The organism is Nostoc sp., from assembly GCF_036917315.1.
Classification (GTDB): domain Bacteria; phylum Cyanobacteriota; class Cyanobacteriia; order Cyanobacteriales; family Nostocaceae; genus Nostoc.
The window spans coordinates 103,747-118,854 of the sequence record NZ_JBALDR010000034.1 but is presented as its reverse complement, the minus strand read 5'-3'; the positions used below and the strand labels follow the sequence as shown (position 1 = coordinate 118,854).

The 15,108-nt window shown below is 40.9% G+C and carries 13 protein-coding genes; 6 read left to right on the top strand and 7 right to left on the bottom strand.

The genetic code is table 11. The features are described from left to right. Window positions 1–185: 185 nt before the first annotated feature. Complete coding sequence (locus V7K84_RS15980) at window positions 186–581, bottom strand: hypothetical protein (RefSeq protein WP_334839406.1); 396 nt, start codon at window positions 579–581, stop codon at window positions 186–188. A 487-nt stretch (window positions 582–1,068) separates the two neighbouring features. Between V7K84_RS15980 and V7K84_RS15975 the strand changes: the two genes are divergently transcribed. After that, window positions 1,069–1,746, top strand: a complete 678-nt coding sequence (locus V7K84_RS15975; protein WP_334839404.1) for an SDR family oxidoreductase — start codon at window positions 1,069–1,071, stop codon at window positions 1,744–1,746. Window position 1,747: 1 nt separating this feature from the next. Here V7K84_RS15975 and V7K84_RS15970 read toward each other — a convergent pair whose 3' ends face one another. From V7K84_RS15970 to V7K84_RS15960, 3 genes are all read right to left on the bottom strand, one after another. Further along, window positions 1,748–2,800, bottom strand: coding sequence for an aromatic ring-hydroxylating dioxygenase subunit alpha (locus V7K84_RS15970; protein ID WP_334839402.1), 1,053 nt, complete (start codon window positions 2,798–2,800; stop codon window positions 1,748–1,750). Between the two features lie 183 nt (window positions 2,801–2,983). Next, on the bottom strand, window positions 2,984–3,421 hold the full coding sequence (locus V7K84_RS15965; protein WP_334839400.1) for a secondary thiamine-phosphate synthase enzyme YjbQ: 438 nt from the start codon (window positions 3,419–3,421) through the stop codon (window positions 2,984–2,986). A gap of 86 nt (window positions 3,422–3,507) precedes the next feature. Further along, window positions 3,508–4,677, bottom strand: coding sequence for a pyridoxal phosphate-dependent aminotransferase (locus V7K84_RS15960; RefSeq protein WP_334839398.1), 1,170 nt, complete (start codon window positions 4,675–4,677; stop codon window positions 3,508–3,510). An 820-nt stretch (window positions 4,678–5,497) separates the two neighbouring features. Here V7K84_RS15960 and V7K84_RS15955 point away from each other — a divergent pair. From V7K84_RS15955 to V7K84_RS15945, 3 genes are all read left to right on the top strand, one after another. Beyond that, window positions 5,498–6,490 (top strand): hypothetical protein, encoded by a 993-nt coding sequence (locus tag V7K84_RS15955; protein WP_334839396.1) that lies wholly within the window; start codon window positions 5,498–5,500, stop codon window positions 6,488–6,490. 284 nt (window positions 6,491–6,774) lie between these two features. Next, complete coding sequence (locus V7K84_RS15950) at window positions 6,775–6,966, top strand: hypothetical protein (RefSeq protein WP_289800122.1); 192 nt, start codon at window positions 6,775–6,777, stop codon at window positions 6,964–6,966. 90 nt (window positions 6,967–7,056) lie between these two features. After that, the gene (locus V7K84_RS15945; protein WP_334839394.1) at window positions 7,057–8,202 is read left to right on the top strand and encodes an AI-2E family transporter; all 1,146 of its coding nucleotides are present in this window, start codon (window positions 7,057–7,059) and stop codon (window positions 8,200–8,202) included. Window positions 8,203–8,682: 480 nt separating this feature from the next. On the opposite strand, the gene V7K84_RS15940 is transcribed toward V7K84_RS15945, so the two are convergent. After that, window positions 8,683–9,573 (bottom strand): DUF4231 domain-containing protein, encoded by an 891-nt coding sequence (locus V7K84_RS15940; protein ID WP_334839392.1) that lies wholly within the window; start codon window positions 9,571–9,573, stop codon window positions 8,683–8,685. Between the two features lie 611 nt (window positions 9,574–10,184). Here V7K84_RS15940 and V7K84_RS15935 point away from each other — a divergent pair. Next, entirely contained in the window at window positions 10,185–11,354 is a 1,170-nt protein-coding gene (locus V7K84_RS15935; protein WP_334839390.1) for a homocysteine biosynthesis protein, read from the top strand. A gap of 179 nt (window positions 11,355–11,533) precedes the next feature. On the opposite strand, the gene V7K84_RS15930 is transcribed toward V7K84_RS15935, so the two are convergent. Continuing rightward, window positions 11,534–12,559: a hypothetical protein gene (locus V7K84_RS15930; protein WP_334839389.1), complete on the bottom strand. Its 1,026-nt coding sequence runs from the start codon at window positions 12,557–12,559 to the stop codon at window positions 11,534–11,536. 378 nt (window positions 12,560–12,937) lie between these two features. Between V7K84_RS15930 and V7K84_RS15925 the strand changes: the two genes are divergently transcribed. Then, window positions 12,938–13,831: a tetratricopeptide repeat protein gene (locus V7K84_RS15925; protein ID WP_334839387.1), complete on the top strand. Its 894-nt coding sequence runs from the start codon at window positions 12,938–12,940 to the stop codon at window positions 13,829–13,831. Between the two features lie 70 nt (window positions 13,832–13,901). Here the strand turns inward: V7K84_RS15925 and V7K84_RS15920 are convergent, their stop codons facing one another. After that, a complete protein-coding gene (locus V7K84_RS15920) occupies window positions 13,902–14,522 on the bottom strand; it encodes a TMEM165/GDT1 family protein (RefSeq protein ID WP_334839385.1) in 621 nt (206 codons plus the stop codon). Window positions 14,523–15,108 lie beyond the last annotated feature (586 nt).

The following is a 15,108-nucleotide window of genomic DNA, read 5'->3' as shown; positions in this document are numbered from 1 at the left end:
GAGATGGATAACGAGATACTGTTTCCCTAGAAACACTTCTAACTGTAAAAGAAAGTTGAATTTGAGACGGATCTAAAGATTACAGTAACGTTAAGTCAGCAAATAGCTATATAAAATTAACCTAGTAACGATAATTCTCGGAAATATCATCTAAAATCGAAATAAATGGTGAAGGTTGGCTTATTTTAACCTTTGCGTTTTGGTTGTCTGGGTGTAGTACTTACATCAGAAGAGTCACCAAAAGTATCCCTTGCTTCGATCTGTTTAATTTTCATTTGCAAGTTCAAGTCATCGCTGCTAACAATTGTTTCTAAATTCGCTAATCTCTGCTCTAGCAGTTCTATTTGCTGCTGTTGCAAATAGTTAGTTTTAGATTTTTGCTCATCAGAACGCCAAACTGCAACTGTACCAACAGCTGCGCCACCAATAGCAACTAAAGGAAGAATAGCACCGCTTCTAGTAACGGCTGACAGTGGCACGCAAACTCCAAGAATGGCTACTGTAATTACCCAAATTCTTGTGGTAGCGGATAATCTGACATCTTGGTATGGTTCTAGATTGTGTTGAGGTTTTTTAGCCATAAGTTTATCAACAGAAAAGTTATTTGCTACATTTGCACAAATGTTTACTAAATTACTTCCTACCATTGGGTTAGGTATAATTGCTATTTTATATATTTTTGTAATTATAGTTACTCAGTTATTTGCGATCGCTAGATAGGGATTTTACCAGACTCGCTACCACTTCTACTGATGGGAGGAACCTGCAATGGAGTTATTGCGAACAACAGCGCGCTATGGTGTAAGAGGATGTTTGAAAAGTCCTCTTGTCGGTATCAAAAATTTTAGATCCCCCTAAATCCCCCTTTTTAAGGGGGACTTTGATTCCGGTTCCCCCCTTTTTAAGGGGGGTTAGGGGGGATCTAAAAGTGCCTAAAGTCACAGCGAAACATCTTTTCAAACAACCTCTAAGTTTATTGACACTTATGTTCGCCACCAACCAGAAGCATCTCAATCGCTTGAGCAATTGTCTGATAAAATCCTTTGAGCGTAAATAGTTAAGTTTATTATGACAAGTGCATCTTATATTTTTCTAGCTGGAGCAAGTCGCGGTGTTGGTCGAGAAATTGCTCAATATCTCACAGCGCAACAGCTAAAGGTTAAAGCACTCCTGAGAACAGCAGCAGTTGCTACTGAACTAGAAGCAATGGGTATTGAAGTAGTTGAGGGAGATGCCTTGAATCTTGGCGATGTAGAACGCGCAATGGTAACAGATGCACCTATTCACACCGTTATCAGTACAATTGGCGGTTTACCATCAGATGTAGAAAGACCGGATTACCCTGGTAATAGAAATCTGATCGATGCAGCAGTTAAAGCTGGAGTGCAAAAGTTTATTCTTGTATCTTCCATTGGTGCTGGCAATAGTGTTGTTGCTGCCTCACCCCAAGTTTTAGAGGTACTGGGAAAAGTTTTAGCTGAGAAAAACAAAGCCGAACAACACTTAATTGCCAGTGGACTCACCTATACAATCATCCGTCCTGGTGGACTAAAGTCAGAACCAGCAACGGGTAATGGTATTTTAACCGAAGATCCGCACATTATTGGTAGCATCAATCGTGCAGATGTGGCGCAGTTAGTTGGTCGCAGTTTAAATAGCGATCGCGCCAATAATAAAATATTGTCAGCCGTAGACCGAAATATGCTATTTGGACAAAGAGAATTTGCGGAATTTACTTTGGAGTAATTTAAGCACGCCAGCGGAGTATTTGACCTTTGACAGGATTGACAAATTCTCGTCCTTCAGCGACAGATCGAGCATACTCCCGCTTTAACTGGTAATACCACTGCGCTTGCATATCTGAGTCTTTAATCAGCCGCAGCACAGGGTTATATTTCAAACCTATTTGCTGTTTTTCCACAACCGTTCGGTCTTGGCCAATGAAAGTCCGCGCCAGCACGTGTAACAGTGGCTTGAAAAATCCTACCCAAGGAAGTGTCCAGTAAAGAGCAAAAGTTACTTCCGTTTCTGTGTCTGAAATCGGTGTAACTGCCGTCAAATTAACGACTCGATTATTACCAATGGTGGTTTCTTCGATTCTGACTCCAGGTAAACGAAAAGAAATCTCCGTTTCCGGGACACCACCGCCAATCAGCCAGTATAATCGACCCCCATTCGCTGGTAATCGGTGTCGTCGCATCGTGAAGCCATAGGGCGAAGCATCAAATTGCTTTACTTCTTCATGCAATTGCTCATTTCGCCACCACCAAGCGCGATGAACATAAGGTGAATGAGCCGGGTCCATCAGACCTACCACTGCATGATCTATAAAACAAGGAAATTTTACCACCTCTACAAACTGGTGAGAGCGATCGCCAAACCCAGGTATTACCGGAATTTCCATCTCAGATGCCGGTTGAGGGTTATCGGGATCGGGCATATATATCCAAATGTTCCCTTGGGCTTCGCGGATTGGATAAGACTGCACGTCAAAGCGACTCAAATCCATTTGCTGATCCTCTACAAGAGAAGGTATCGCAGTACAGCGCCCAGCGGAGTTAAAGCGCCAACCGTGGTAACAGCATTCAACTTCCTGCCCATTGAATCTCCCACAACTTAAAGGCACACCACGATGGGGACAAATGTCGGTCATTGCAGACACTTTGCCATCCTGGGTGCGAAGTAACAGCACTGGTTCTCCTAAGAAAATGCGGCCGATCGTCATACCTGGCTTGATTTGATCGCTAGGCAGAGCATAGTACCAAGTATTACGTAATACAAAATTATCGTTATTTTTCATAACTAATGGCCTCTGCCTTTGACACAACGAAAGTCCTGGTTTGTGGAAAGGAAGGTGATACTTGAAAACATTCTTTCAGGTTTTTAATTGCTGTAGGTAAGTTCAACTGATGTACTTATTAGTCGTGTTCGTAATTCTCTCAGATTTAGGTTGTTCTGAGAAGATTGCAAATTTGAAATTGGATTATTCGCCAGAAATTTGTACAAATACTGTTCTTTTCCGCGGGCCATCTAACTCAAAAAACAACACAGATTGCCAGGTTCCCAAAGCTAATTTACCATCCACAATGGGAATTATCTCACTAGTGTTCAGCATCATTGCCATTAAATGAGAGTGAGCATTAATCGGCTCATCTTCTGGGACATCTCTTAAATGCAAGTCATTATGCAAATAGCTGTCTGATTCCGGTGCTATTTTTTGCAAGAATACTTTTATATCTTCTAATAATCTGATTTCATTTTCGTTGATAGCTAACGCTGTTGTAGTGTGTCGAGAAAATACTAAAACTTGTCCATTTTTAATTGATGTTGAGGCAATAAAATCTTGAATTTGTGGGGTGATATGATGAATATTAATTTTTGGCTCAGTTTCAATTTCAATTAACTTATTAATAATTGGCATCTGTTGAATTTTCTATTTGGAATTGCGGACTAGGTAGGTTAACACAGCTTAACGCCTTTTTGAAGGAGGCAGGAATTGAATGACTTCTAACTCCTAACTATAGTTTCCAAACCTTGTACTAGTCTTTCTATACCTTCTTTTGCCGTCTCTTTTTGCAGCGCCCCATAGGCGACGCGTAGATAGCATCCGTCATCTATGCCAAAGGTTGTACCTGGAATAACTGCTACTTTATGTTCTTGGATCAGTTGTTTGACTAACTCAAAAGCATCCATCTGGGTATGAACTTTGAGGAAAAAATAGAAAGCGCCATTGGCAGGGATAATGCTACATAAGCCTTGTAGACGATTAAGAGAGTCTAATACTAGTTTGCGTACCTGAGCAATGGCTTCTATATGACTCTTCAAATAATCCTCTTTTGCCTGCAACGCCCCTAAAGCTGCATATTGAGAAATGACTGGCGGACAAATCAAAATTGTATCCTGGACTTTTTTAACGGCGACAAGTAAGTGTTTGGGAATCACCATATAGCCAATGCGCCAACTCGCAAAACCGTATGCTTTAGAAAAGCTATACAGAGAAATGGTGTACTCGCTGCTATGACTAAATGAGCCAGGTGAAACGTGTTTTACACCGTTATAGGTAAAATACTCATAAGCTTCATCGCTGATGTGGTAAATACTGTGAGTGGCACAAATTTGATTTACTTGGCGCAACGCTGCTTCAGAATAGACAACTCCAGTGGGATTATTTGGTGAAATCGTCACCACAGCCCGTGTTTTAGGAGTAATTGCTTGAGCGATCGCTTCTTTTCGCAGTTGGTAATTTTCATCCGTCGCCACTAATACCGCACGACAACCAGCCATTGCGATCGCCATTTCGTGGTTGAAATAGTAAGGTGTATTCAGAATAATTTCGTCGCCTGGATTAGTGATAGCAAGAATGGCATTCATAAATCCCATATTGCTCCCTGCTGTCACAACGATGCAGTTTTCCCCGTTGATTTCAATCCCGTTGAAGGCTTGCAATTTTCCCGCAAGTGCTGTCAGTAAAGGGGGAATTCCCTCAACTGATTTGTATAAATTATTGGCGGGTTCGGCTAAGAATTTGGCTAAAAATTCTATTGCTTCATGTGGTGGGTTGTAAGAAACAACACCTTGTCCTAGAGAGATGGTTCCAGGAGAGTTTTTAATCAGTTCCCCAACCACAGGAATAATTGGCGATTGTACCGCCTGCATACGAGAGGTTAGGGATTCCATATTTTCTTGCCTATGTATCTGCTTTTAGTATCTCTTAATAGGTGAACAATCAACTAGTACAGGGTGGTGGAAATAAACCACCCCTTCCAAATGAATGAAATGTTTACTCGCTACCATCTCAATCCCGAAGTCAAGATCGAATTTATACCAATACTCCAATCTGTGGAAAGTTTAGCGTTATATAGCGATCGTCAAAGAACGTACTCTGGTTCTTGATGTTTAAATTTAGGGCTATTTCACGATGATTTTGACCCTCTGATGCCATGATAATTATTTTGGTAGCGCTAAGAGTTGCGGCGTGTTGTGTCTATTGATCGATTGTTGGAGTTGATCTCGCTCGCCATCGCTTAAATTTAATATTTTAGGAGTTAATCTAGCCACATCCTGATTCCTCGATCGCGCCCCAAAATGGATGGGTTTTAACCTGATTATGTATTCTCTCACCAATCTGGTCTGTTTATTTCCACCGACCTATACTGCGTTCTGGCACTGATTTCAATATCTATCAAGTTAATAGATGTATAACAATCCATTTTCTACATTTAATTTTAGGGTTGGCTGAATATAAAATCCGATATCTGTGTTGTTTTTTGCTGCATGCATATCTTTTTTTTAATCTATCTATACCTTTAAAATATTATTTTAAAGGCAATCAATCAGGTATACTTTTACAGGTCTAAATTTTATTTTGACTATACTTTACGGACACTTTACACAGATTTTAAGCTGAATTGATATTAGTAGATATCTATCTTTTGGCGTGTAAGGTAGAATGCAATTAGAAAACGAAAGGCTTACATACTCTTAATTAATAAAAATAATGTTGATTTCACAACGTGGCATTATCACCTATGCTTACGGAGCATCTTATTATCTAGAAATGGCAAAGTCATTAGCACGTTCTCTACGTCTTCATTCACCAAATATTCCGCGTGCTATTGTTACCGATCGTGAAAATGATAAAGATTTACTAGAGCTTTATGATTGTGTTATAAACATTAGAGATGAATACGGTTCTAACGTAAAACAAAAGCTTCATGTCTATGATTATTCTCCATTTAAATATACACTTTGTATTGATAGCGATTGCATAGCAGTGAGGGATATTAACTTTATTTTTGATGATTTTAAAGGTAAAAGTTTTAGTGTGGCAGGTAATGTATATCTTCAAGCAGGTGATAAAGATACATTTATTGATGTAGATGATACACTCAAACGATTTAATCTGACAAAATTACCTAGATTTAATGGAGGTCTCTATTATTTTGAAAAAAATGATACTGCTAAGGTCTTTTTTGAAACGGCACTAGAATTGGCAAAGGATTGGCAAAAGCTAGGTATTAGCGAATTTCGTGGTGATGGCCCTAATGATGAACGTATTTTTGGTCTAGCTATGATGCTACACAATCAAAGTATGTTTGAAGATAATGGTCAGATGATGCGAACACCTATCGGTCTTCGTGGTTCTTTTAATATAGATGCTATTAAAGGTCAATCGACTTTTAAAAAATACAATCAGGTGGTGTCTCCCGCTCTTGTACACTTTGCCTGCGTTTGGGGAGAGCATCCTGTATATCATCGTGAAGTAGCAAAGTTAAAAAACCTAGAAAAAGGTTCAGTTAAGCAGATCAATTCCAATATATTTTCCGCAATTCAATATAAGTTTGGCTATCAGATTGCTTTATTAAGATATATAGCTAAACGTGTACCTAAAAATCCTAAATATATTCAAGCTAGAGTGAAAAAACTTTTGATACAATTGCCTGAGTTAGTTAAAACTAAATATAAAGTTGAGCCAGTTCATAGCAAATAAAGCTTGCTAAAACTCTGCATTCCTTTGTGCTTAATTTAAATTACTCAAAGGCTGCTGTGGTTATTTTCTATAAAGCTTTAATAGTGTATAATGTGCTGTCTGAAGTTCAGGCAGCACTAACAAAGTGTAATAGCGATCGCGCCTCACATCCTTCGCTCCTGACAGGTAATATAAATTATATTTTTGTGAAAGCTACAAGGATTGTATCTGTGGGTTTATTCTAGAAACTACACGGTACAGCACAAATTTGTATGTACCACAAAAATCTGTATTGCCGTACTTTTATGGAAAATCAATTAGGATTAATTCTAAAACTGCTTTTACTCTCGGCTTTGTTATCGGTATTGATTAAGTATGCAGGGCCAAGTCTACCAATTCCGGCGACAGCAACCAACGCGCTGATTATAGTATTTTTACCGATTGCGATCGTAGCGATCGCTCTACTGTGGCGATTTCAAGCACAAAAACAAAATTAACTCAAAGCATTTACGCACAAGTTCCTAAAATCAGCTAACCTAGCTTAATTACAAGAAAATTCCATCTCGCCAACCGTTGGGAGTTAGCCTGTGAACCTGGGTCAATGGATCGGCTTAATCGCCATACTTCTTTGTTTATACATCCTGTGGCAAATTCGGGAAGTGCTTTTGTTGATGTTTGCCGCAGTTGTGTTAGCCACCACCTTAAATCGCCTAGCGAAACGCTTCCAAAGATTTGGGATGAAGCGCGGATTCGCCGTACTCCTAGCAGTAGCTATCTTTTTCGCAGGTGTCGTGGGTTTTTTCTGGCTAATTGTGCCGCCATTTGCCCAGCAGTTTCAAGAACTAACATATCAAGTTCCTAAAGGGTTTGGACGCTTTAATAGTTGGCTTGATGCCCTGAGAACTCGTATTCCTGACCAGTTAGTTCCTTATATCCCAGATATCAATAGCCTCATTCAACAAGTACAACCCTTCGCCAATCGGTTACTGGGAAACTCCTTTGCTTTTGTATCTGGCTCTTTGGAAGTTGTCCTCAAGATTTTGTTAGTGTTAGTTTTAACAGGAATGATGTTAGCCGACCCCGTGGCTTACCGCAAAGTATTTGTCCGGCTTTTCCCCTCATTTTATCGGCGGCGGGTAGATGGGATTTTAGATAAATGTGAAGTCTCTTTGGAGGGATGGATTACAGGCGCTTTCATTGCCATCTTTGTAGTGGGGGTGATGAGTCTGATTGGCTTATCAATTTTGCATGTCAAGGCAGCACTAGCTTTAGCGGTTTTAGCGGGATTTTTTAACTTGATTCCCAATCTGGGGCCAACAATGAGTGTAATCCCAGCAATGGCGATCGCTTTCTTGGATGAACCTTGGAAAGCGATCGCTGTCTTGATTCTTTACTTTATTATTCAACAGATTGAGAGTAATTTCATCACACCTGTTGTCATGGCGCATCAAGTCTCATTACTGCCAGCTATAACCTTAATTGCCCAGCTATTTTTCGTCACTTTCTTTGGCTTTTTAGGATTATTTCTAGCCCTACCTTTAACTGTTGTCGCTAAGATTTGGTTACAAGAGGTATTAATTAAAGATGTTTTAGATGAATGGGGAAATAATCATAAAAAAGAGACTGAGTTTGTGATAGTTTCTGAATCTCCTAGAACAGATGATAATTGGACGGCAGAAAATCCAGATATAAATGAGAATCCCTCGATTGATGATGATATCTTGAAAAAATAAGATTAGTCACTCGATTTTGAATGCGGCAATAGGGTTCGGTTAAGGTTTTTTGATGAAAATTTTAGATCGAAAAGATGCTATAAATCGCCGTCAAGACGAAAGACTAATTATTGTAGAGACGGCGATTCATCGCGTCTCTTGCCTTAACTCAACGACACGAGTTATATCATGTCCGCTTGATTGCTTATTAAACCCGAAGAACCCCACCCCGCCAAAGCTATGCTTTGTCTCCCCTCCCCGCTTGCGGGGAGGGGTTGGGGGTGGGGTGTAATGACTGTGGTTAGCATAACTAATTATGCGGGCATGATATTATATGAAGTCTTGCAAATTTTGAAGCTATTGGGATAATGAGTGTTGGAGTGAAAAAACAATAAGATTCCCAACTTTTTTAATAAGTCGGGAATCTCATACTTTTGAGTCAGTCTGAATAAATCCTATTTGAAAGAATAACCATCAGGATGGACACAATTAGCTAATCAGCTATTGTTTGTTCTGGTTTGTTACCTCTGCTTCTGCTTTGTTTGACTCATTAGATGAAGCTGATTCTGTCTTCTCTGATTGCGTCTCGCTAGTTTGTTGCAATTGGTTGAGATGAATATTGTTGACTTGAACAATAAAATATTCTAATGCCTGACTTGCCTTTTGTTGCTGTTGGGTTTCGTCAGATACATCATAACAACGATAAGGCGGAGTCACGCCCAATATAAATTTCTCTTGTTCCGCTTCTAACAATTCAACGGCTGTATTAGCAGCAAGGGAATTCTTCTGAAAAGGAAAAGAGGTAACTATACTCGCAACTATAGAAGCAACAGCTGGACAAAGCACAGGTAGCCACTTCAGCCAAGCTTGTCCTGCTTCTAATTTGTCTACCAGAACTAAAATCGGTGTGACTCCTGATAAAATCACTGTCGCAATTTGCAAACTATAGTAAAGGTTTCTTGATAAACCCCTAATTCTTTTATAATCGTCAATCAAGTCTTGGCTGTATTGTAAAGCCTTCCCTCTTGTCAGAGTCAGTGTATCTTTATCCCAGGAATTAGGATTGGTCAATAAATAACTATAGAGTTCAGCTTTTTTGGTGAGTTCAGATTTATAAGCGGCCTGCTTATAGTTCTGATATACTTGTCTATTGATGAGCAACAAAAAAAACAAAAAAGTTAGAGATACTGCTCCAGAAATTACAACTTTTTTATCATCTGAAAGAAAAATAATAAAGAGTCCAGCAGAGACAAAAGCTGCAAGTAATAAATACTCTATTACTTTCAGGTTAAATAACTTTTTTTCATCTGATGAAGAGGATAAATTTTCAATCCTATCGGAAATCTTACTTTGGTTTCTTTGCTCAAGATTAGCTAATTCTGAAGTAGTCATTGCCTCTTACTCAATTCATTATCGGGTCAAATGTAGCAATAAAATCAATAGCAACAAGTAGAATTGCTTTGAGGAAGTAGAAGTCAGAATAAGTCCGCCAGAAAGCAACTTATTTTTGCTTATACCTCGCTTCTATTAACGCTCTTAAATAATTTCTACCTTCTCAAAACTTTCTAGTATCTGCTATTAACTCGCACTTTGCGATTGACTAGTTGGCTTATAATGCTTTACAAAAACCAGAAATGTTTGTTTCGGTTGACGTAAAATTATTTAAGTCCAGTAAGTCCACTTAATCCTAACGATACATACATTTGATTAATAATGCAAGGCTTCGTTTATGGTAATTTTACGTAGAATCAAAACTATTTTGGATACAGGCAGTTTGTTTGCCCTAAAAAATCTATCATTTTAATTTTGCAATACTTGAATTATTTTTTGGAATTTATCTTTATTCGGGGTAAGCTGTCGCGCAGAGATTGGCAATAACTATTTCGAGATGAAGTTTATCCAAAAGCCTCGATAATCTGCGCTCACAAGGAGCAATGAAAATTTCTTTTCTCTACTCCCTAATCCCCATTTCCCACTCACCAGGAAGCGTAAGCACTGATAAGATGCGAACAATTGCAGAAATTAACGAGAAAATTAAGCGCCAACGTGCGGTGGTGTTGACAACTGAAGAATTAAAAGCACGAGTTGTAGAAATCGGTGTTAGTAAAGCTGCTAAAGAAGTCGATGTAATTACCACTGGTACTTTTGAACCGATGGAATCAAGTGGTGCAATTATCAATCTGGGACATACCGATCCCCCAATAAAAATTCGTCGTTGTTGGTTAGATGGCGTGCCAGCATACTCTGGTTTTGGGGCAGTAGATTTATATTTAGGTGCGAGTTGCGCTGTGGAGACGACGGACGGAGAAGAAGTACGAGAACGTGGTGGCGGTCATGTAATCGAAGATTTGATCGCTGGTAAATCTATACACGTGAAAGCACAAGGACAAGTAACAGATTGTTACCCCAGAGCAAATTTTGAAACTACAATTACCAGTGACACAATTAATCAGTTTTATTTATTCAATCCGCGCAATCTTTATCAAAATTTTATTGTTGGTGTAAATGGTGGCGATCGCCCCCTCTTCACCTATCTCGGTCCTTTACAACCGCGTCTGGGGAATGCTGTTTATTCTAACCCCGGTGCGATTTCCCCCTTACTCAACGATCCCGATTTGCAACTCGTTGGTATAGGTACTCGAATTTTTTTAGGCGGTGGTATTGGCTATGTCGCTTGGGAAGGCACTCAGCACTTCCCTTTACAAAAGCGTTTAGCTAATCGTACACCGATTGGGCCTTCCGCCACTTTAGCTTTAATTGGTGATGCCAAGCAAATGGATGCTCATTGGGTGCGGGGGTGTTACTTCAAAAGTTATGGCCCCTCATTAATGTTAGGGGTTGGTGTACCACTACCTGTATTAAATGAACAAGTAATTGAACACTGCGCCGTCCAAGATCGAGACTTAGTAGCCCCAATAGTAGATTTTTCCATTCCCCGGCGCGTCCGTCCCACCTTTGGTTTGGTGAGTTACGCCCAACTCAAATCTGGGCGGATTGCCATAGAGGGCAAAGCAGTACGCTCTGCCCCCTTAGCGAGTTTGTTTTTTTCTAGGCAAGTCGCCCTAGAGTTGAAAAAGTGGATCGAAGCAGGTACGTTTACCCTTACAGAACCAGTTTCTCCAATTCCGATGGAGCGATCTTTTCTACCCCAAGACCGTCGGACGGATTTTTGATTGGAGCAGGGGAGCAGGGGAGCAGGGGAGCAGGGGAGCAGGGGAGCAGGGGAGCAGGGGAGCAGGGGAGCAGGGGAGCAGGGGAGCAGGGGAGCAGGGGAAGAAGTAGGAGTAAGTTTTTCCCCTCTGCCCCTCTGCCCCTCTGCCCCTCTGCCCCTCTGCCTCTTATGCCCCATTCCCTAATCTTGAGTCGGTTTCGGTCGCTTGATGGGTTTAGGAGCGGGTGTTCTTGGTATAGGTTTTGACACCACTGAAGGGTCGCCGCCTGTACTTGTTTTCTTAATGGGACGAGGAGTTTCGCCAGTGCGTCTGGGGGGGAATGGTTTTCTACCACCAGCACCACCAATGCCAGCACGAGGTCCACCTTTAAATGGTGGTTTGCGTTTTTTGGGCAAATCAGCGATCGCCTCAGCTTTTTCTACTATCAAAACGTCAGCTTCTCGCTTGGCTTGGAAGTCCCAGAATTTGCCCACTGCTTTGGTAGTTAGCACACCCCTTAATTTCAACTTAAAATATTTGGGTTTGTCAGTTGATTTGCGTGGAGCCTGCCTAATTTTGACTACCAAGCTTTTAGCATCAAAGGATTGGTAAACTACTTCACCACGAACAGAAAAACCGCCATCTGCAACTTCTGATGAAGGTCTGGGGGCAGTTGTATTTAGTTCAGAGTTCTCGGATAAGCCATCATCGAGTGTCTGTAACTCTTGCAACTCAAAATCTGATTCGTCCTCATCTGTTGAGTTTTTAGCCAGATTTTCTGGCTCCCAAACTCCGACGATTTGGATGTGCAAGGTATCATTTTCTTGTCTGGTACGTGGATATACTACCCATAAGTGTTCTTTTTCTAAGTCTAGATGATTCTTGACTAAGCTCATAATCCGGCCTAGGAGGACGGCATTGAGTTCTACACCATCTGGAGTCAGCAGCGTACCTTGAGTAAATTGTTCGCTGCTAGCATGATAGCGACCCCGGACTAAGCCGATCGCTCGATACTGCATCGGTTCACTGGGAGGCGGAATCGGTTGCTGGCGATTAATCAAGTTCCCATTTGAATCAGTCTCGCTGGTGTTGACAGGCAAATTGTCAACTTGTTTAGAGGACTGGGCTGCTATATGAACATTAGCGGCTGCCTCTACGTTAATTGGGCCCTGGTTAGAGGCAGAAGAATTGGAAGATTCAGGCAACGGCATCAGGTCGGAATTCATAAAAACTCCTTGCGGCGGAGACACATCCCATTGTGGGATTTTACAAAGGCAGCTGGAAAGAGCATTTGTGCGACTGATGAAAGTATATTGGCTTTTCACAAAATCACACTAGGGTACTCTATACAATCCTAAAGGCGCTAAATTTAATGTATAAACACTAAATGTCTAATTTAGCGGCTTTACACTAGTTTCGGAAGCATATCATAGCTACAATTCTGACGGCTCCTCCTAAAGTCATCACTTACTTTAGCAGTGTGGATAGTTAATTGTTATAAAATTCACAGGCAATTGGCGGTATTCCGCAAAGTTTTGGAAATTTTTAACTTTACGATTTGTGTAAATGATAATGTCATTAAAATTTAGGAGAAAGACAAAACCGTGTCTCAGCCGCGCAATCGTTGGATAGTTCAAGTCGTCTTAGCGGTGGCAATTCTTGCTTTTGTGGGTGTTTCGGTGATTCCCATAATTGGAGCATTTAATAATACGCCACCCTCAAGTCAAAATACCGCTAGCACCAGAGGTAGTTTGTCCTCTGCTGACCAAAAATCAAAACTGGAAGACGAAGCACGGGGTTATGAACAGGTTTTGCAACGGGAACCAGAAAATCAGACTGCGCTTAAGGGTCTGTTACAGGCGCGGCTGCAATTACTGAGTCAAAAAGATAAAAGTGAGGTTAAACCAGCTGATATCCAAGTTGTCATTGAACCCCTAGAAAAGCTAGCAAAGCTGAATCCCGAACAGTCAGAATATTCAGTGTTACTAGCTCAAGCCAAACAGCAAATTGGCGATCGCGAAGGAGCCGCTCAAGCTTATCGCTCGATTTTGTCCACGAAACCAGGTGATTTGAAGGCTTTGCAAGGAATGGTGGCTTTATTGATCAGTCAGCAACGCCCGGAAGCAGCCATTGGTTTGTTGCAAGAAACCCTATCTAATGCAGCCCAAGCAAATACAATTCAGCCTGGAAGTGTAGATATAGTAGCCGTGCAGGTGCTGTTAGGTTCTGTTCATGCTTCCCAGAAACGCTATGCTCAAGCTAGCTCTGTTTATGACCAGGCAATTAAGAAAGATCCCAAGGATTTTCGCCCCGTCGTGGCAAAAGCGATGCTCCTAAAACAACAGGGCAAAGACGCAGATGCAAAACCTTTATTTGATAGTGCCGCAGCTTTAGCACCTGCTAAGTACAGAGACGAAATTAAGAAGGCAGGAACGGTTTCCCCCATTCCTAAATCTGCTTCATCTCCCGCATCTTCATTGGGAAATACTCCCAAGTAATGGGCATAGGGTATGGGGCATTGGGCATTGGTTATTAATTTTTCTCCCCCTGCTCCCCTGCTCCTTCCCCTTACGCTCCTTCAATGGCAGCAACAATACCAAAGACTAAAAACAGGCATCCGCCAATCAGGGTGAGTTGACGCTCAGAAATGCGTCCGGCAATCATTTTGCCGCCGATAACTGCGATCGCAGCACAAATAGAATGTCCTAAAATTGCACCTATTGTCACTCCAATGGGGTTATTGCCTGCTGCTAGGGCAATGGTGGCAATTTGAGTGCGATCGCCCCACTCTGCCATAAATGTCAATACAAAGGCTTCTATAACAATTGCCAAACCAGTCTTTTGCTTTGGTAACTGTAAATCTGCTTGTTTCACCGCAGCTTCAGCTTCTTCCACAACTTCTGTATCACAAGCAGCATTGGACATCTTACTAGCGTCATACAACAACTTGATACCGAAGGCAATAAATAAAGCGATTTCGGCGTAATGAATATAAACTTTTGGCAACAAAGATACTGCTTGTCCAAATATCACCGAAAGGATTGTCATCGCGGCTAAAGCAGCTGTCACACCTATAAATACCAGCCGCCGCGGGTGGTGCATTGCCAAAATTACAGCAATAAAAAATGTTTTATCGCCTAGTTCTGAAACTGTAATTAGTAATAAACCTGCGGTAAAAGCTGTTAACACTCTCTCAAGCTCCTGAAGAATCGTTTACCGATGTGAAGCTTGATGAGAACCAAAAGACCTCACCAAGTTTACACTTTTCGGTGTGAACTTAGTGAAGGTCTCGCTTTCAAATATTGATTACTTGCCATCTGAACCAGGCTCATCGCCAGTATGTTGATTCAGATGTACTGGCTTTCAAGTTTTTTTGCCAGCAGCTACTCCCCTTCTATGCGTTCGCCATTATACATATTTTCCATGTATTAAGTCAAGAGAGTAACCAATATAGAGGTATAACTGTAGAGTGAAGCGGTACATACAGACTGATTCAGGGCTTACTGAGGTAAAAACTCATCATCTTCAATGCAATAAGGAAGAAATACTGCTCTGAAATCGTTAAGCACCATATCATTTCCTTTATCTAAAACTTTACAATTTTTATGATTTATTATCGCTCGCACTAAGTACTAGCTTTTTTCACAACTGTATTGGCTCTGTAGCGCTATTTAAAATAAAGCTATCAATAAAGTCAGAGGTGACGTAATAATCACCTCAACCATTTTTACCTCTGCATGATGCCAATTCAAAAAAGTGGATTGATGAATCGACG

What these genes read in the sequence shown, in the direction of transcription:
- V7K84_RS15980 (WP_334839406.1), bottom strand. Translation starts at nt 581, where the DNA reads ATGGCTAAAAAACCTCAACACAATCTAGAACCATACCAAGATGTCAGA.
- V7K84_RS15975 (WP_334839404.1), top strand. Translation starts at nt 1,069, where the DNA reads ATGACAAGTGCATCTTATATTTTTCTAGCTGGAGCAAGTCGCGGTGTT.
- V7K84_RS15970 (WP_334839402.1), bottom strand. Translation starts at nt 2,800, where the DNA reads ATGAAAAATAACGATAATTTTGTATTACGTAATACTTGGTACTATGCT.
- V7K84_RS15965 (WP_334839400.1), bottom strand. Translation starts at nt 3,421, where the DNA reads ATGCCAATTATTAATAAGTTAATTGAAATTGAAACTGAGCCAAAAATT.
- V7K84_RS15960 (WP_334839398.1), bottom strand. Translation starts at nt 4,677, where the DNA reads ATGGAATCCCTAACCTCTCGTATGCAGGCGGTACAATCGCCAATTATT.
- V7K84_RS15955 (WP_334839396.1), top strand. Translation starts at nt 5,498, where the DNA reads ATGTTGATTTCACAACGTGGCATTATCACCTATGCTTACGGAGCATCT.
- V7K84_RS15950 (WP_289800122.1), top strand. Translation starts at nt 6,775, where the DNA reads ATGGAAAATCAATTAGGATTAATTCTAAAACTGCTTTTACTCTCGGCT.
- V7K84_RS15940 (WP_334839392.1), bottom strand. Translation starts at nt 9,573, where the DNA reads ATGACTACTTCAGAATTAGCTAATCTTGAGCAAAGAAACCAAAGTAAG.
- V7K84_RS15935 (WP_334839390.1), top strand. Translation starts at nt 10,185, where the DNA reads ATGCGAACAATTGCAGAAATTAACGAGAAAATTAAGCGCCAACGTGCG.
- V7K84_RS15930 (WP_334839389.1), bottom strand. Translation starts at nt 12,559, where the DNA reads ATGAATTCCGACCTGATGCCGTTGCCTGAATCTTCCAATTCTTCTGCC.